Source organism: Thiobacillus sp. 65-1402, from assembly GCF_001897685.1.
Classification (GTDB): Bacteria; Pseudomonadota; Gammaproteobacteria; order Burkholderiales; family Thiobacillaceae; genus Thiobacillus.
The window spans coordinates 1-17,957 of the sequence record NZ_MKUG01000061.1; the positions used below are offsets into that span (position 1 = coordinate 1).

At 64.0% G+C, this 17,957-nt stretch carries 12 protein-coding genes and 1 pseudogene; 6 read left to right on the forward strand and 7 right to left on the reverse strand.

The genetic code is table 11. The annotated features are described in order from the left end of the window. From BGO62_RS04875 to BGO62_RS04905, 7 genes are all read right to left on the reverse strand, one after another. A partial coding sequence (locus tag BGO62_RS04875) for a hypothetical protein (RefSeq protein WP_296639844.1) occupies nucleotides 1–922 on the reverse strand: 922 nt, incomplete at its 3' end. Further along, on the reverse strand, nucleotides 923–1,474 hold the full coding sequence (locus BGO62_RS04880; RefSeq protein ID WP_296639845.1) for a shikimate kinase: 552 nt from the start codon (nucleotides 1,472–1,474) through the stop codon (nucleotides 923–925). Between the two features lie 104 nt (nucleotides 1,475–1,578). Then, nucleotides 1,579–3,783 (reverse strand): type IV pilus secretin family protein, encoded by a 2,205-nt coding sequence (gene pilQ, locus BGO62_RS04885; RefSeq protein ID WP_296639846.1) that lies wholly within the window; start codon nucleotides 3,781–3,783, stop codon nucleotides 1,579–1,581. Nucleotides 3,784–3,954: 171 nt separating this feature from the next. Beyond that, a complete protein-coding gene (locus BGO62_RS04890; RefSeq protein ID WP_296639848.1) occupies nucleotides 3,955–4,452 on the reverse strand; it encodes a pilus assembly protein PilP in 498 nt (165 codons plus the stop codon). Continuing rightward, nucleotides 4,449–5,069 carry a type 4a pilus biogenesis protein PilO gene (pilO, locus tag BGO62_RS04895; RefSeq protein ID WP_296639851.1) on the reverse strand — a complete coding sequence of 207 codons (621 nt, stop codon included), beginning with the start codon at nucleotides 5,067–5,069 and terminating at the stop codon, nucleotides 4,449–4,451. The genes BGO62_RS04890 and pilO overlap by 4 nt, the downstream gene beginning before the upstream one ends. After that, the gene (locus BGO62_RS04900; RefSeq protein WP_296639853.1) at nucleotides 5,066–5,644 is read right to left on the reverse strand and encodes a PilN domain-containing protein; all 579 of its coding nucleotides are present in this window, start codon (nucleotides 5,642–5,644) and stop codon (nucleotides 5,066–5,068) included. The genes pilO and BGO62_RS04900 overlap by 4 nt, the downstream gene beginning before the upstream one ends. Beyond that, on the reverse strand, nucleotides 5,641–6,729 hold the full coding sequence (locus BGO62_RS04905) for a pilus assembly protein PilM (RefSeq protein ID WP_296639855.1): 1,089 nt from the start codon (nucleotides 6,727–6,729) through the stop codon (nucleotides 5,641–5,643). The genes BGO62_RS04900 and BGO62_RS04905 overlap by 4 nt, the downstream gene beginning before the upstream one ends. 377 nt (nucleotides 6,730–7,106) lie before the next feature. Between BGO62_RS04905 and BGO62_RS04910 the strand changes: the two genes are divergently transcribed. The 6 genes and pseudogenes from BGO62_RS04910 to prsT all read left to right on the forward strand — a co-directional run bounded on the left by BGO62_RS04910 (nucleotide 7,107) and on the right by prsT (nucleotide 17,782). Further along, nucleotides 7,107–9,485, forward strand: a complete 2,379-nt coding sequence (locus BGO62_RS04910; protein WP_296639857.1) for a penicillin-binding protein 1A — start codon at nucleotides 7,107–7,109, stop codon at nucleotides 9,483–9,485. After that, nucleotides 9,482–10,057 carry a hypothetical protein gene (locus BGO62_RS04915; RefSeq protein ID WP_296639858.1) on the forward strand — a complete coding sequence of 192 codons (576 nt, stop codon included), beginning with the start codon at nucleotides 9,482–9,484 and terminating at the stop codon, nucleotides 10,055–10,057. Before BGO62_RS04910 ends, BGO62_RS04915 begins: the two co-directional genes overlap by 4 nt. A gap of 72 nt (nucleotides 10,058–10,129) precedes the next feature. Continuing rightward, nucleotides 10,130–11,524 (forward strand): TIGR03013 family XrtA/PEP-CTERM system glycosyltransferase, encoded by a 1,395-nt coding sequence (locus tag BGO62_RS04920; protein WP_296639860.1) that lies wholly within the window; start codon nucleotides 10,130–10,132, stop codon nucleotides 11,522–11,524. Nucleotides 11,525–11,547: 23 nt separating this feature from the next. Next, nucleotides 11,548–13,632: an XrtA/PEP-CTERM system histidine kinase PrsK gene (prsK, locus tag BGO62_RS04925; protein ID WP_296639861.1), complete on the forward strand. Its 2,085-nt coding sequence runs from the start codon at nucleotides 11,548–11,550 to the stop codon at nucleotides 13,630–13,632. Next, nucleotides 13,629–14,962, forward strand: a pseudogene (gene prsR / locus BGO62_RS04930) (PEP-CTERM-box response regulator transcription factor). The gene prsK and the pseudogene prsR overlap by 4 nt, the downstream one beginning before the upstream one ends. 42 nt (nucleotides 14,963–15,004) lie before the next feature. Next, the gene (gene prsT, locus BGO62_RS04935; protein WP_296639862.1) at nucleotides 15,005–17,782 is read left to right on the forward strand and encodes an XrtA/PEP-CTERM system TPR-repeat protein PrsT; all 2,778 of its coding nucleotides are present in this window, start codon (nucleotides 15,005–15,007) and stop codon (nucleotides 17,780–17,782) included. The last annotated feature ends 175 nt before the right edge of the window (nucleotides 17,783–17,957 follow it).

Here is a 17,957-nt window from a genome sequence, read left to right on the forward strand (position 1 = left end):
CGGTATTGGAGAAAATCGCCATGTCGCGCGGCACATCGTTGTGCGGCTGGATATGGATCGCATCGCCGCTGCCGTTGATGAATACATTGTCGTACACCGCCACCCGCCCCTCCGCCTGCAACAACGCTTCGCTCGGATTGTGCAGAAAGAGGTTGCCGTAGACCAGATAGCGGTCTTCGCTGCCCGCGCCCCTCAGCGGGACATGGCCCAGCAGGACGTTGGGGCGCGCCTGCGGGCCGGCGACGGCGTCGGACTTGGAAAACAAGTTGTACCGAATCACCGTGTCGTAGCGATCCGCATATTCGGCCGGGCGCGTGGTTTGATGCTTGATCTGCAGGTTGTAACCCAGGGTGTGCACGATCCGGTTGGCTTCGATGACGCCGCCGACGAAGGGGTCCGAGCCGTCGGAATCGCCGAAGTACATGCCGGTGCCGACCCGCTCGATGCGGTTCCCCCTGACCACCCACCCCAGTGCCGGACATTTGGTGGAAATGCCCACGTTTTGCTGCGACGCGGCATGGTCGTGAATATGCAGTGACTCCAGCGTGATGTGGTCGGCATAGCGGCTGTGGCCTTCGGCCTTGACTGCATCCACCGGCTGGCTGCGGCCATCGAGCTCCAGGTGGCGCAACACCAGGTGACGGACGTTGACCAGGCTGACCGTGTTGGCGCGCGGCCGCGCGATGAAGCGCGGCGGCACAGCGGGATCGGCCGCTTCGATGACGATGGGCTGGCCGGTGCGCCCGGACAGATTGTGCAGCGGCAGGCCCTGGCGGTAATCCCCCGACACTAGCAGCAAGCGGTCGCCCGGCTGCAAGCGATGCAAATAATCACGGTAATTTTGCGCATCCACGCGGTAGTCTGCGGCTGCCGTCATGTCCGTCAGCAGACAAAGCAGCCCGATGCAGACGGCTCGCCGCATTCAGCCCGCCGTATCGGGCAGCGGCAGCCCTCTCCTCAGCAAGTCCAGCTTGCCGAAGAGCACGCGGGTCATGCCCGCCACGCTCTGCCGCCCGGTATCCACCACGATGTCGGCCACTTCGCGATACAGGGGATCGCGCTGTTTATAGAGCTCGCGCAAGCGTTCCAGCGGGTCCGCCGTTTGCAGCAGCGGGCGGTTGCGGTCATGCCGCGTGCGCTCGTACAAATGCTCGGGCGTGCCGCGCAAATAAATCACCACGCCATTTTTCTTCAGGTTTTCGCGGTTGGCCGCCGACAGCACCGCCCCGCCGCCGGTGGCCAGCACAATGCCCGACAATGCGGTCAGCTCGGCGATGGCCGCCTCTTCGCGCTTGCGAAAACCCGCTTCCCCTTCGATTTCGAAAATGACCGGGATCTTGACGCCGGTGCGCGCCTCGATTTCGTGGTCCGAATCGTGGAAGGCGCAGCCGTAATGCTTGGCCAGCAGCCGCCCCACCGTGGTCTTGCCGGCACCCATCAGTCCGACCAGATAAAGATTGTCGCGCTTGCTCATGGCGCCATTCTAATTGGGCTTGTATCGGCGGTACACACAGGCCGCCCTGAATTGGAGGCAAAGAAAAACGCGGGCCAAGGCCCGCGTTTTTCTCGCTTTCTCGATCAGCGGAGCGACAGGCGCTCGTCGAGGATGCGCGGGGTGAGGAAAATCAGCAGCTCAATTTTGTCTTTCTGCTTGTTTGAGTTCTTGAAGAGGTTGCCGAGGAAGGGAACATCCCCGAGGAACGGAACCTTATTGATGTCATTCCGATCGACCTCTTCAAAAATTCCGCCCAGTACGGCCGTTTCGCCATTGCTCACCCGCACCTGGGTTTTGGCACGCTTGGTTTCGATGGTGGGCGCGCTCAGGCCCGCAGCCGTGATCACCGGGCCGCGTGCATCCTTCTGGATCTCCACGCTCATGATGATGGAATCGTTGTTCAGGATTTGCGGGTCCACCAGCAGGCAGAGGAACGCGTCCTTGAACGTAACGGTCGTCGTCGCGACTCCGCCGGAAACGGTTTGGGTGATATAAGGAATCTGCTCACCTTGCAGGATCACCGCCGGCTTCTGGTTGGACGTCACGACACGCGGGCTGGAAAGAATCTTTCCGCGGTTATCCGCCTCCAGCGCCTGCAATTCCAGGCTGATCAAATTGCCGGTCGCGATGTTCAGCAGGGAGAGGCCGAACGAGCCCGGAGCCGTGCTGCCCGAGATCGGCAAATTGACATTGTTGGCGGTTCTGCCTGCCTCGGCAGCCAACTGATTGCCCGACAGGTTGATGCCGGTTTGCGAGCCGGCCAGATTGGTCGTGCCAGTAATCCGGGTGCCCAGCCGTGCGCCCAACTGGCGGCCCCATTGCGAATCGGCAACGACCACCCGCGCCTCGATCATGACCTGGCGGGCGGGCACGTCCAGACGCGCGAGCAGTTCGCGAATCTCCTGAATCTTGCGTGCCGTATCGGTAATGATCAGCGTATTGGTCTTCAGTTCATAGGTTGCGCGGCCCCGCTTGGTCAGGACTTTCTGGTCAGTATCCCCCTGGCCTTTCTGCGATGCCTGCGCTGCCGCTGCGCCGCCCAGGCCCTGGGCTTGTGCCGAGCAGTTCACTGCGTTGTTGGTTGCCGAATTGAGGAAGGCGCCGGCGGCAAAGCCGTACAGCATGGTTTGCGCTTCATCCGCCCGCATGTAGTTGAGCTGGATGTATTCAGTGGTCAGGGGCTCCAGATCGGCCACCGCCGATCTGGCTTCGAACTCCAGCTTCTCCTTGGTCAGCAGTTCGTCCTTGGGCGCGATCCAGATCACGTTGCCGTTCTGGCGCTTGTCCAGGCCCTTGGTCTGCATGATGAGGTCGAGCGCCTGGTCCCACGGCACGTCTTTCAGGCGCAGCGTCAGGTTGCCGGCCACGGTGTCGCTGGCGATGATGTTGAGGCCGGTGAAGTCGGCGATGACCTGCAGCACCGAGCGCACCTCGACATTCTGGAAATTGAGCGAAAGTTTTTCGCCGACGTATTTCACCTTGCCGTCGGCGGTTTTCTTCTGGCCGTCGACCGCCGCCTTGACTTCGACGATAAAGCTGTTGTCGGCCTGGTAAGCCGAATACTCCCAGCCGCCCTTGGGTTCGATCACCATGCGGGTGTTGTCGCCCAGGGTATAGGTTTCGATGGTCTGCACCGGGGTGCCGAAATCGGCCACGTCGAGACGGCGCTGCAAGGCCTGGGGCAACTCGGTGCCGATGAAGTCGACGACCACGCCGTTGGCCTGCTGGCGGATGTTGATCCCTGCCTGCGCATCGGACAGCGTGGTCACGATGCGCGCCTCGCCCGCTGCGCCACGCCTGAAATCGACATCGCGGATGCCGTGGCGCGCCGCACCGGGTCCCGCTTCGGCAAACCGCGGACTGACGTTCACCGGCGCCGCACCGGCGCCGACATCGCCCAGCGCGACGAGCAGCGACTTGCCGTCGACCCTGGCGTCGTATTCAACCGCCTTGCTCAGGTTCAAAACCAGGCGGGTGCGCGTTCCCGCCTGCACCACGTTGACGCTCGACAGAGGGCCGAGGTTGGCGTCCACCGTGTTGCGTCCCATGGCATTGCCTGTGTCGGGCAGATCAAGCGCGATGCGCGGCGGATTGCCGACAGTAAACCCCGCCGGCGTGGCGGTCAGCGCATTCTTGAGGTTGACGCGCACCACGACCTTGCCTCCGGGCAGGGTGGTGGTTTCGACGCTTTGCACTGCGTTGCCGGTAGGCGGCACGTCGGCAGCACGCACGGCGAGAGGCAGCACCAAACCAGCGAGCAGGGCGATCCCGAACAGCTGGCGAGTCATACGATCTTTCACAAGCTTCAGCTTGTAGAGCGAATGGGTAACGGCGCAGCCGTTGGGTACCCAACGGCCTCCCCCTTGCGGGGAGAAAGTCGGCGTCCCCTTGCAGGACATTTTCTGGGCAATTTTGGGCAATACGTTCATGTCAGCCTCTTTGGAATTCAGTGCTACGAATCATTCTTGCAAGTTCAGGGTGCTGGCGCGCTCGGACCAGTCCCCGGCGCTATCCTGGACAATCTCGCGCAAGCTTATTTGGCTGTCGTCGATCTGCGTGACGAGGCCGAAATTCTGTCCCACGTAATTGCCTTTCCTGACGTGATAAATCGCGTTGTCCGGTGTTTTGACCACCGCATGGATGACGCCCTTCCGAGCCAGCACGCCGACCATTTTCAGGGTTTCCAGCGAAAACGCCTCGAGCGGCTCTTTCGGACGATTGAAATCGGGCTGTATTCCGCCGCCGCCTCCGATCGAGAGTTTTCTCGGCTTGAACGGGTCGGGCAGGTCGAAGGCGTTGTAGGTGAACGGCTCATAGACCTTGACCTGCGGCAGCGGCTCGATCTTTCCCTGCATGTCGCGGCCGGCCTCGGCAACGAAGGTCTGCAGGTCGTCCATGCTGCCGCCACCGCAGCCGGTCAGGCCCAATGCCAGTAATACGGGAGCCAGGCGCCTCATTTCTTTTGCTCCTTGGCTTGCTGCTTCCTGGCAATGAGCTCCTCATCGTCCAGGTAGCGATAGGTTTTGACGATGGCATCCATGTTCAGCACGCCATCCTTGGCGGGCTCCATGGCAATGTCCTGCAAGGTGACAATGCGCGACAGCTTGGAGACATCGCTGACGAAAGCCGCAATATCGTGGTAGCCGCCGGTGACTTTGACGCGGATCGGCGTTTCCGCGTAGAACTCGGACGCGGTTTCGGCCTCGGGCTTGAACAGGTCGAACTGCAGGCCGCGCCCGAGTCCCGCCTGGTTGACGTCGGTAATCAGGGCGTCCATCTCCTGCTTGTTAGGCAGCTGCTTCAGCAGCGCGCCGAAGGCCTGCTCGATATCGGCCAGCTGCTTCTTGTAGGCCTCCAGATTGATGGCCTGATTTTTCTTGGTGGTGAACACGCCGCGCAGCTCGGTTTCCTTCTGCTTGGCCGCATCCAGCGTCTCCATGCCGCCGCGCCAGTCGAACCACCAGCCCGCCGCCACGATCGCCACGCACAGCACCCCAAGCGCCGCGAGCTTGGTCGGCAGCGGCCAGTCGGCCAGGGTTTTCAGATCGAGTTTGTTGAGTTCGTCCAGGGTCATGCTTTGCCCCCTTTGTCATTCGCGTCGTCCGTCTGCTGGCGGGCCTGCTTGACCGACAGCACAAACTCGTTGGCGCGCAGGTTGTTTACCGTGGCCGCCTTGATTTCGACCAGATTGGCCGACTCGAACCAGGGCGAGCTGTCCAGATTGCGCATCAGGGTGGACACGCGCGCGCTCGACTGGGTGTAACCGCTGATGGTGACGATATCGCCCGCCTGCTTGAAGGACCTGAGATAGAGGCCATCGGGCAGCAGACGGATCATCTGATCGAACAGGTGGACGACTTCGGTACGATTGGATTGCAGGGTCTCGACGACCTGCTTGCGCTCCAGCAGCGCCTGGGTCTGTTCGCGGATTTTCTTAATTTCGCCAATCTGGCCATCGAGCTTGGCGATCTCCTGTTCGAGGAAGGCGTTGCGGGCATCCTGCGCCGACTGGCGGGCGGCGATCAGGCTGTGGCCGAGGATGACGGCAACCACGCCCGCCGCGACGGCGAAGCCGAGCAGGATATTGAACTGGCGGCGCCGTGCGGCGCGTTTCAGTTCGCGGTGGGGGAGCAGGTTGATGCGGATCATTGCGGGTCGAACCTCCGCATGGCGAGGCCACAGGCGACGAAGAGGGAAGGCGCGTCGGCAGTCAATGCCTGCGGCCGGATTTTGGAACCGACTGCCATGTTGGCAAACGGGTTGACGACCAGGGTCGGGGTGCCGGTGCGCTGGCTGACCACTTCGTCGATGCCGGGGATCATGGCCCCTCCGCCGGCGAGCAGAATCTGATCGACCTTGCGATACTGGGTGGAGGTGGTGAACAGCTGCAGGGCACGGCCGATTTCCATCGCCAGGGTTTCGCTGTAGGGCTGCAGCACTTCCATGTCGTAGCTTTCGGGCAGCGTGCCGCGGCGCTTGGCGTTTTCCGCCTCCTCGCTGGTCATGCCGTAACGGCGCGAAATTTCGTTGTTGAGCTGGTTGCCGCCGAAGGCATACTCGCGCAGGTAAACCGACTCGTTGTCGTTGAGGATGTTGATGTGCATGTTCTGCGCGCCCACGTCGATGATCGCCACGGTCTGGCCGTCGCCGCTATTCGGCAGCAAGTGGGCGATCTGTTCGTACGCGGTTTGCGTGGCATAGGACTCGACGTCCATGATGAGCGCCTTGAGCCCGGCGGCCTCGACGGCGGCCACGCGGTCTTCGACCTTTTCCTTGCGCGCGGCGGCCAGCAGGATTTGCACATCGTCCGGGCTGGCGGGCGACGGGCCAAGCACCTGGAAGTCCAGGTTCACTTCGTCCAGCGAGAAGGGAATGACCTGGTTGGCCTCGGCTTCCACCTGGTTTTCCAGGTCGAGGCCTTTCAGGCTGGCCGGCGCCAGGATTTTCTTGGTGATGACCGCCGACGACGGCAATGCCAGCGCAACGTTCCTGACCCGCGTGCCGAGTGCTTTCCAGGCGGTACGCAAGGTATCGGCCACCTGATCGAGGTTGGCGATATTGCCGTCCGTCACGGCATCCTTGGGCAAAGGCTCGATGACATAGCGCTCCACCCGCAGCATCCCCTTGCCGGCGTCGGACAATTCCACCAGCTTGACCGCAGTCGTGCTGATGTCGAGTCCCAGGATGGGCAGGCTTTTGGCGGACAGCCAGTCCAGATTGATATTCAGGTGCAAGGATTTTCCTTTACGCTTCTATGGGTTGGCGCCTTTTCTTGTTATTATTTTTAGATGCTAGCAACAACACACGGTTTTTAACAGTTTTTTTCTCTCCGCACTGCAAGAGTTGAACAACTGTGTCCAATTTCCAACACCACTAACGCCTATAATCGCCGGAAACTTTAGGCATCGCGTTATCGATCCGGCCCACCGAAATTTGAAACCGGGTGGCCACCTGGCTTACTGTATACAGGGGCCTCACCGGATGAGCTAAATCAATAGGCAATTAAAACAGCGGGTTATTGGGATGGCCCCGCTGGCCGGCCTCAGGCCGGAGTGGAAAATCGGACACGCATGCTTCGGGCATTTGCGTGCCGTCTCGACAAAGGAACCGGATGTTTTCCAAATGGTGGCATTACGCACTGGCACTGATCGTCAGCCTCGGCGTAGTCGGCACGGCCCTGGCCGGATTGGCGGCCGCGCTGATTTACCCCAACCTGCCTCCGCTCGAGGCACTCACCGACTACAAACCCAAGCTGCCGCTGCGCGTCTACACGGCTGACGGCGCCCTGATCGGCGAATTCGGCGAGGAACGCCGCGCCTTCATCGTCATCGACAAAGTCCCGCAATACATGAAGCAGGCGATCATCGCCGCCGAGGACGAGCGTTTCTACACCCATGGCGGCGTGGATACGCTGGGGGTACTGCGCGCGGCAGGATCGAACCTGCTGTCCGGCGGCGCCAAGGAAGGCGCGTCCACCATCACCATGCAGGTGGCGCGCAATTTCTTCCTGTCGAACGAGAAAACGCTGACTCGCAAGCTGTCGGAAGCCATGCTGGCGATGAAGATCGAGCACAATCTGTCGAAGGATAAAATCCTCGAGCTCTACATCAACCAGATCTACCTCGGTCAGCGTGCCTACGGCTTCGAAGCCGCAGCGCGCACTTACTTCGGCAAGCCGATGCACGAGCTGTCGCTGGCCGAGTTCGCCATGCTGGCGGGACTGCCGAAGGCGCCGTCGCGCTACAACCCGGTGGTTAATTTCCCGCGCGCCAAGGCGCGCCAGGAATACGTGCTGGGCCGCATGCGCACACTCAAGTTCATCGACCAGCCCACTTGGCAGGCTGCCGTCAAGCAGAAGCTGATCATCCGCCAGGCGCGTCAGCAGACCGACGTAAGCGCCGACTACGCTGCCGAAATGGTGCGCCAGGCATTGTTCGAAAAATACGGTGAATCGATCTACAGTTCCGGCTACAAGGCGGTCACCACCCTGAAGCGCGCCCAGCAGGCTGCGGCCAACCTGGCCGTGTGGCACGGCATCGCCGATTACGACCAGCGCCACGGCTATCGGGGACCGGAAAAACAGGTCAGCCTGCCCGCCGACAGCGCGCGGCGCGAAGCCGCCATTGCCGGCGCACTGGAAGACCTCTCCCCTGTCAGCGACATGCAGCCCGCCGTGGTCGTAGCCGCCAGCGCCAAGCTCATCCGTGCCCAATTGCGCGACGGCAGCGTGGTCGACATTGCCGACAACTCGCTCAAGTGGGTGGCCAACTGGGTTGCCGGCAAAAAAGGACGGCAACTCAGCCCCGGCGCGGTGGTGCGCGTGCAGGCGACAGGCAGCAAGCCGCACTGGCGGCTGGCGCAGCTGCCCGAGGTCGAAGCCGCGCTGGTCGCCCTGCACCCGCAGGATGGCGCCATCACCGCGCTGGTCGGCGGGTTCGATTTCAACCGCAACAAATTCAACCGCGTCACCCAGGCCTGGCGGCAGCCGGGATCGAGTTTCAAGCCCTTCATCTACTCAGCGGCGCTGGAAAAAGGCTACACCCCCGCCACCATCATCAACGACGCACCGCTTTCGCTGGCCGCAGAAGAGGCCGGCGGCACCGCCTGGGAACCGCAAAACTACGACGGCAGCACCAGCGGTCCGGTGCGCATGCGCAGCGCGCTGACCAAGTCGCTCAACCTGGTGTCGATACGCATCCTGCAGGGCATCGGTCCGTATTACGCGCGCGACTACATCCGCCGCTTCGGCTTCGACCCGGCGCGCCACCCGCCCTATCTCACCATGGCACTGGGCGCTGGCAGCGTCACTCCGCTGCAGATGGCCGCGGCCTATGGGGTGTTCGCCAACGGCGGCTTCAGCGTCAAGCCCTATCTGATCGACAAGGTGTACGACAAGGACGGGCGGCTGCTGATGCAGGCCAGCCCGCAACAAGCCGGCGGCAATGCGCCGCGCGTGATCGACCCGCGCAATGCCTGGCTGATGACCACCATGATGCAGGACGTGGTGCGTTACGGTACCGCCGCGCGTGCCGGCCAGCTGGGACGCGGCGACATCGCCGGCAAGACCGGCACCACCAACGACGCGCGCGATACCTGGTTCGCCGGCTACAACCCCGGCCTGGTCGCGATCGTCTGGATGGGGTACGACCAGCCGCGCTCGCTGGGACGGCGCGAGACGGGCTCCCAGTCCGCGCTGCCGATCTGGATGAGTTTCATGGATGTGGCGCTCAAGGGGACGCCGCAGACCGGCTGGGCGATGCCCGGCGGCATCATCAGCGTGAAAATCGATCCGGCCACCGGCGCCCGCCTGCCGGACACCGTGCTGGGGGAATTGCTGGGCGACTTGCTCGGCAACAAAGAGACCGGCATGGTGGAGCACTTTTATCAGGAATTCCCGCCGCCCGAGGCACCGCCCGCAGACTGGAACAGCGATCCGGCCAATCCCGCCGAACCGTCCCGGCCGGCCGCCCCGCCCGGAACTCCGCTATGAAACATCAGGACATGCGCCGCCGCATTGCCCATGCCGCAGCACGCATGCTGGCGGAAGACGGCAGCCTCGATTATGGCAGCGCCAAACGCAAGGCGGCGCGCCAGCTGGGCGCCCCCGACAGCAACAACCTGCCCGACAACCTGCAAATCGAAGAGGCGCTACGCAGCTATCAGGCCCTCTACCAGGCCGACGAAACGCGCGCCCAGCTCGCGCTGCTGCGGCAAGTCGCCATTGAATATATGGAGCAATTGGCGGCTTTCGACCCCCACCTGACCGGCCCGGTGCTCAACGGCACAGCAGGGCGCTATGCCGACATCAACCTGCAACTCTTCACCGACGACCAGAAGGATGTCGAGTTCCTGCTGATGCGCCAGGCTTCGCCCTATCAGGCCGGCGAACAGCGTACGCCGGATGCCGCGGGACGCGCCTATCCGCGCTTCATCATCGACGACCCGCGCGCGCCGGTCGACGTTGTCGTCTACCCTGCCGCCGAACTGCGCAACATGAAGCGTTTGCAGGCGGACGGCAGCCCGCGCCGCCTGCGCTTGCCACAGGTACGGGGCCTGATTTGAGCCATCTCTCAGCACCCACTCTGGCATGAAAGATGCTGAATCGCACCACATGACTCTTTCGAGCGAACAGCCGTGATTCGATTTTTCCGGCACTACGTGCCCCTGAATTTATTGTTGCTGATGTCGATCGAAGCGCTGATTCTCGGCGGCGCCATCTACGCCGGAGTCAACGCGCGCTTCCTCGACAGCGGCACGGTCCCGGACGATCTCAGCCCCCTGCTGCCCAAAGCCCTGGCCTTCACGGTGGTCATGCTGGGCTTGATGACCGCGAGCGGTCTTTACGATCTGGAATGGCAGGGCGGCGTGCGCGCGCTGCTGCACCGCCTCGGCCTGAGCTTCGGGCTCGGTCTGGCGGCGATGAGCCTGCTGTTCTATTTCTTTCCCGCCCTGCTGGTCGGGCGGGGCGCCTTCCTGCTGTCGTTCGGCCTGGCGCTGCTGGGCATCCTGCTCAGCCGCGCGCTGTTCATCCGCTGGGCGCGGGCAGGGGCGCTCAAAACCCGCGCCCTGGTGATCGGCACCGGCAGCCGCGCCGCCCACATCGAAGCGCTGCTGGCCAAACGCGGCCATGTCGGCAACGTTCAGGTAATGGGCTACCTGCCGATGGGCGGCAGCCACCATTTCGTCGACCATGCCCGTATTCTCGACACCCAGGAGCCGCTGCCCGAACTGGCGCAGCGCCTGCAAATCAGCGAGATCATCCTCGCCGTACGCGACCGCCGCGGCGGCGGCATGCCGGTGCAGGACCTGCTCAAATGCAAGCTGTATGGCATCCGCATCCTCGAACTGTCGAGTTTCTTCGAACGCGAAAACGGCCACTTGCAACTCGATTCGATGAACGCCAGCTGGATGATCCTGGCCGAGGGATTTCATCAAGGCATCGTGCGCGACACCGTCAAGCGGCTGTTCGATCTGCTGGTGAGCGCCGCCATGCTGGTGGTCTGCCTGCCGATCATGGCGCTGACCGCGCTGCTGATCAAACTGGAAAGCCCCGGCCCCGTTTTGTACCGCCAGGAACGTGTCGGCCAGGGATGCCGCAGCTTCACCATCTTCAAATTCCGCAGCATGTGCGTCGATGCCGAAAAAGACGGCAAACCGCGCTGGGCCGGCCAGAACGACAGTCGCGTGACGCTCACCGGGCGCTTCATCCGGCGCACCCGCATCGACGAATTGCCGCAGATTTTCAACGTCTTCTTCGGCGACATGAGCTTCGTCGGCCCGCGCCCCGAACGCCCCTATTTCGTGCAGGACCTGACCCAGAAAATCCCCTATTACGGCGTGCGCCACACGGTCAAGCCCGGCATCACCGGCTGGGCGCAGGTGCGCTACGCTTACGGCGCGACCGATGAGGATGCCATGCACAAGCTGCAGTACGATCTCTACTACGTCAAGAACCACAGCCTGTTTCTCGATCTGATGATCCTGTTCCAGACCGCTCAGGTAGTGCTGTGGGGAAAGGGCGTGCGCTGACCGCGCGCGCCTGAGCCGCCGCCATGCCCGACACCCTGCTCCATCTGGCGGCGGTCGGCTATGGCTTGGCAACCCTGGCCTATCTGGGATTGTCCGGGCTCATCGTCGCCAGCTGGCGGCGACGGCCGCAGGGGCGGCTGCTGGTACTCGCCACCGGACTCAGCGCCGCCTGGGGTGCGCTGTCGGCACTCGCCGCCTGGGGTGCGCTGCCGCCGCGGTTGGAACTCGCCGCCGAAGTGGCGCGCAACGGCGCCTGGCTGGCGCTGCTGCTCTACATCCTGCGGCTGCGCCTGCCGCCGGCCACCGCGCTGCCCGCGCCACTACGTTTCATGCGCATTCTCGGCGGCCTGCTTGTTGGCGGCCTGCTGCTCGCCAGCGCGCTTCCTTTCATCGCCCCCGCCCAGCCGGTGCTGGCGCAGTGGGCCGGCAATCTGGGGCTGGTGCTGCTCACCGTGATGGGGCTGGTGCTGGTCGAACAGGTCTACCGCGGCACCCGTCAGGAAGACCGCTGGGCGATCAAGTTTCTCTGCCTGGGGCTGGGCGGATTGTTCGTTTACGATTTCTACCTGCATGCCAACGCCGCGCTGTTCGGCGCGGCGGATGCCCGGGTATGGGCGGCGCGCGGCTATGTGGCGGCACTGGTGACGCCGCTGATTGCGGTCTCCGCGGCGCGCAACCCGGAATGGGCGGCGCCGGTCGGGCTGTCGCGCAGCATGGCGTTCCATACCGCCAGCTTGCTGGGGGCCGGCGCATATCTGCTGCTGATGGCGGGCGCCGGGTATTACCTGCGCCTGTTCGGCGGCGAATGGGGCGACGTGGTACAGACCGTGTTCGTCTTCGCCGCCGTCATGCTGCTGGTGCTGCTGATGATTTCCGGCACCCTGCGTGCGCGCCTACGGGTATTCCTGTCCAAGCATTTTTTCAGCTACCGCTACGACTACCGCGAAGAGTGGCTCAACTTCACCCGCACCCTCACCGAAGGCCGGCCTGGCGAGCAGCTCTGCGAACGGGCGGTCGAGGCCCTCGCAAAACTGCTTGAAAGCCCCGGCGGCGCGCTGTGGATGCGCGAAGGCAATGCCGCCTATCAACGCGCCAGCCACTGGAACTGGGCCGACATCACCGGCACCGAGCCGGCCGCTTCGCCCTTCATCCGCTGGCTCGCCGGCAAGCAATGGGTGGTGGATCTGGACGAAATGAAAACACGCCGCGACCTCTATGGCGATCTCGACGCGCCGGCGTGGCTTCGGCGCGCCGACGACGCCTGGCTGGTGGTGCCGCTGATGCTGCACGACGAACTGCTCGGCTTTGTCGTGCTCAAGCACTCTCTCGGCAATGTCAGCTTCAACTGGGAAGTCAGCGACCTGCTCAAGGTGGCGGCGCGCCAGGTTGCCGCGCATCTGGCACAGATGCGCGCCTCCAACCAGCTCATCGTGGCGCGGCAGTTCGAATCGTTCAACCGCACCACCACCTTCGTCATCCACGACCTGAAAAACCTCGTCGCCCAGCTGTCCCTGCTGCTGGCCAATGCCGAAAAACACAAGCACAACCCCGAGTTCCAGGCCGACATGCTCGATACCGTGGAAAGCGCCGTCGCCCGCATGAACAAGGTGCTGGCGCAATTGCGGCGCGGCAGCGACGAAACGCACGCGCAGTCGGTGGCGCTGGCGGACATCCTGAGCGAGGCCGCCGCCAGCAAGCAGGCATTCAAGTTGCGGCCCATCCTGGCCTTGCCGCCTTCCAGCCTGCGCGTGCGTGCCGAGCGCGAACGGCTCGTCCGCGCCATCGGCCATCTGCTGCAAAATGCGCTGGAGGCGACGCCGGCGACCGGTGAGGTCACGCTGCGCGGATTCGAAGAGTCTGGACAGGCCATGGTTGAAATCATCGACAGCGGCAGCGGCATGGACGACGAATTCATCCGGACCCGCCTGTTTCAGCCGTTCGACTCCACCAAGGGCGCAGGCATGGGCATCGGCGCGTACGAATGCCGTGAAACCTTGCGCGCGCTGGGCGGAACGATCGAGGTGGACAGCACGCCGGGAAGCGGCACCCGCTTCCGTCTCAGCCTGCCGCTGGACAATAATCCCGAAAACCGAGGAGACGCCGCATGAGCGACGCCAAACAAAAGATTCTGCTGGTGGAAGACGATCCCGGGCTGCAAAAGCAGCTGAAGTGGAGCCTCGCCGACTACGAACTGGTGGTGGCCGCCGACCGCGACAGCGCCGTCGCGCAGTTGCGCCGCCACGAACCCGCCGTGGTGCTGCTCGACCTTGGCCTGCCGCCCGACGCGGACGGCGCCACCGAAGGCCTGGCCGCCCTGCAGCAAATTCTTTCGCTCGCCCCCGCCACCAAGGTCATCGTCGTCACCGGCAATCTCGATCGCAGCAATGCGGTGAAGGCGATCCGCCTCGGCGCCTACGACTTTTTCCAGAAACCATTCGATCCCGACGTGCTGGCGCTGATGATCGCGCGTGCGCTGCATGTCCATGCGCTGGAGGCCGAGAACCGCCTGCTGGCCGCCAGGCAGCGCGGTTCCGCCCTGCAGGGCCTGATCACCAGCAGCGAGCCGATGCTCAAGATCTGCCGCACCGTGGAGAAAGTCGCCCCGGCCAACGCAACCGTGCTGTTGCTGGGCGAGTCCGGCACCGGCAAGGAAGTGCTGGCGCGCGGCGTGCCGGCAAGCGCTTTGTCGCCATCAACTGCGCGGCGATCCCCGACACCCTGCTGGAATCCGAACTGTTCGGCTATGAAAAAGGCGCGTTCACCGGTGCCGCCAAGCAGACCATCGGCCGTATCGAATACGCCAACGAAGGCACGCTGTTTCTCGACGAAATCGGCGATCTGCCGATGCAGCTGCAGGCCAAGCTGCTACGTTTCCTGCAGGAACGCGTGATCGAGCGGCTTGGCGGACGCGGCGAGATTCCGGTCGATGTGCGCGTCGTCTGCGCCACCCACCGCGACCTTGCCGACATGATCCGCGAAGGCAGCTTCCGCGAGGACCTGTATTACCGGCTATCCGAAATCACGATAAAGATCCCGCCGCTGCGCGAACGGCCCGGCGACGCCGTGCTGCTGGCGCAGGCCTTCCTCGATCGCTACGCACGCGAGCAGGGGCGCAACATCCGCGGGTTCACTGCCGATGCGCTGGGCGCGCTCGAAACGCATGCCTGGCCTGGCAACGTGCGTGAAATGGAAAACATCATCAAGCGCGCAACCATCATGGCGGACGGCAGCCAGATCACCGCAGCCGACCTCGGCCTGGACGCCGCCCATGCCGAACCGCAGCCGTTCAACCTGCGCCAGGCGCGTGAAAACGCCGAGCGGCTGGCAGTCGGCCGCGCCCTTGCGCACAGCGACGGCAGCATTGCTCAGGCCGCCGAACTGCTCGGCATCACCCGCCCCACGCTGTACGACCTGATGGCGAAAATCGGGATGAAATAAACCTTCCGCCCGCAATCTACAAGGACAATCCTGGAAATGCCCATGCCCCGCCCCGCCACCCGGCTGTTGCCGGCCCTGATCCTGGGCGCCAGCCTGTTGACCGCCTGCAGCGAGAAAAGCAGCGCCACCCTGGTGGCCGACGCCAAGGCGCAACTCGCGGCGGGAGATTACAAGACGGCGATGATCCAGCTGAAAAACGCCGTGGCGGAGGACAAAAGCAATGCCGAGGCGCGCTATGAACTGGGCAAGCTCTATCTCACCCAGTTCGACCTGGCCAGTGCCGAAAAAGAGCTCCGGCGCGCCCGTGAGGCCGGCTATGCGGCAGACACCGTCAATCCGCTGCTCGCCCGGGCGCTGCTCGGTCAGCGCGAATACCAGCGCGTGCTGGACGAATTGCCCGCGCCGGCCGGCAGCGGCCCCGCCGCCGCCACCCTGCTGGCGCTGCGCGCCACCGCCGCAATCGGCCTGGGAAACAGGGAAGACGCACGCCAAACCCTGCAGCGCGCGCTGCAGGCCGCAAGCGACAGTGCCGAGGTCCATCTGGCGCTGGCGCAGTTGGCATTGGCCGACGGCGACGCCGGCAAGGCGATGCAGGATCTTGACCAGGCTTTGCGGCTCGACCCCGCGCACCACGAAAGCCTGTTGCTGAAGGGCGACCTGCTGCGCGCCACCGGGAAATCCGCCGAAGCCGTCGCGGTCTATCGCGAAGCCGTCCGGATCGCTCCCCGGCATGCCGGTGCCCGGCTGGCCCTGGCGGGCATCGCCATCGCCGACGGCAAGCTGGCCGAAGCGCGCAAGGAAGTCGGCGCCGCCTTGAGCATCGCCCCCAACAATCTGCAGGCGCGCTATACCGAGGCGCTGATCGACTTCCGCGAAAAGAAGACCGAATCCGCGCGCGACCACCTGGCAGCCGTGTTGAAAGCCGCACCCGAATTCGTGCCTGCGCTGCTGCTGGGCGGTTTGGTCGAATACGCACTGGGCAATCTGCAAACCGCCGAAACGCATCTCAACAAGGTGGTCAAAACAGCCCCGGACAATCTTTATGCGCGGCGTCTGCTGGCCGCCGCGCAGTTGCGCCTGGGGCGCCCCGACGATGCGGCACACACGCTGGCCCCTGCGCTCAAATCGGCCAGCCAGGACGCCGGTGTATTGGCCGTTGCCGGCGAAATCGCTTTGGCCAAAAAAGACTTTGCGCAAGCCTCGGCCTATTTCGAACAGGCTGTCCAGCGCAACCCGGACAGCGCCGCCATCCGCACCGAACTCGGCATTTCACGGCTGGCCCAGGGCGACAGCCGCGCCATGGCCGACCTGCAAACCGCCGCTGGAATGGAAGGCGCCAACAGCCGGGCCGACACTGTCATCATTCTCAGCCAACTGGAACGCAAGCAGTTCGATGCCGCGCTGGCCAGCATTGCCGCGCTGGAAAAGAAGCAAGCCGCCAATCCGCTCACCTGGAACTATCGGGGCGCGGCCTATCTCGGCAAACAGGACGTGGTCCGTGCGCGCGACAGCTTCAGCCAGGCGCTCAGGCTCGACCCCGCGTTTTTCCCTGCTGCCGCCAATCTGGCGCAACTCGACTTGAAAGACAGCCGGCCTGACGCCGCACGCAAGCGCTTCGAGGACATTCTCAAGGCCAATCCCAAACACCTCGACGCCATGCTCGCGCTGGCCGACCTCGGACGGCACAGCCGGGATGAGAAAGCCTACGTAAGCTGGCTGGAAAAAGCCGCCGCCGTCCACCCGCAGGCACTGCAGCCGCGGATCGCACTGGCACGCTATCGGCTCGCCAGGGGCGACAAAAACAAGGCGCTCGCTGCGGCGCGCGAAGCCGTCAATGCCTGGCCCGACAACCCGGCCGCGCTCGACCTTCTCGGCGCCGCCCAGTTGGCACTGGGAGACACCGCCAACGCGCTGGGGAGCTACCGCAAGCTGGTCGAGCGCCAGCCCGGCCAGGCCGCCCCGCTACTCAAGCTCGCCACCGCACAGATCGCTGCCGAAGATCTCGCCGGCGCACGCAGCGCCCTGCAAAACGCCCTGCGCATCCAGCCCGGCCTGCTCGATGCACAGATGATGCTCGGCGGCGTCGAACTGCGGGCGGCGCGGCTCGACGAGGCGCAAAAAATCGCCCTGCAAGTGCAGCAACAGAAACCCGACCACCCGGCCGGTTTCACCCTTGCGGGCGACACCGCGCTTGTGCGCAAGGATTACCCTGCCGCGCTGGCGGCGTTCGAACGCGCGCACAAGCTGAAACCTTCGGCTACGCTGCTCGTCCGTCAGTTGCAGGTTTTCAACGCCACCCAGCGCAGCGAAGAGGGCGAACAACGCCTCGCCGCCTGGCTCGTCGCCAACCCGCAAGACGCCGCCATCCGGGCCGTCCTGGCGGAAAGCCTGACCAAGCGCCAGCAGTACCCCGCAGCGGCCGAGCATTACCTGGCGTTGAACAAGAGCAATCCCGGCAACCTGATGGTGTTGAACAATCTGGCATGGGCGCTGCATGGAGCGGGCGACAAGCGTGCCGCGTCGTTTGCCGGGCAGGCGCTGAAACTGCAGCCGGACAACCCGATGGTCATGGACACCTATGGCTGGATCCTGACCGCTCAGGGGCAAGCCGCCCAGGGCCTGCCCCACCTGCGCAGGGCGCTCTCCAAACTGCCGGACAACGCGGAAATCCAGTATCACCTTGCGGTTGCCCTGTTCAAAACCGGCGACCGCGCGCGTGCACAGGGAGAATTGGAGCGCCTCCTGGCCGGCGGTGCGCGCTTCCCGCAGGAGCAGGAAGCGCGCACACTGCTGGACCAACTGAAAAACAAAACGCGCTAGACTGCCGCCCACCCGATCGCCGAATGGAGCCTGCATCAATGACCCGACACGCCTCCCCCTTGATCACGCTTCTGGTATTGGCCCTGTCCGCACCACTGGGAGGCTGCGACCCGGCTACCAAGCTTACCGAGCAGGAACACATTCAGCGCGCCAAGGACTTTGAAGACAAAGGCAA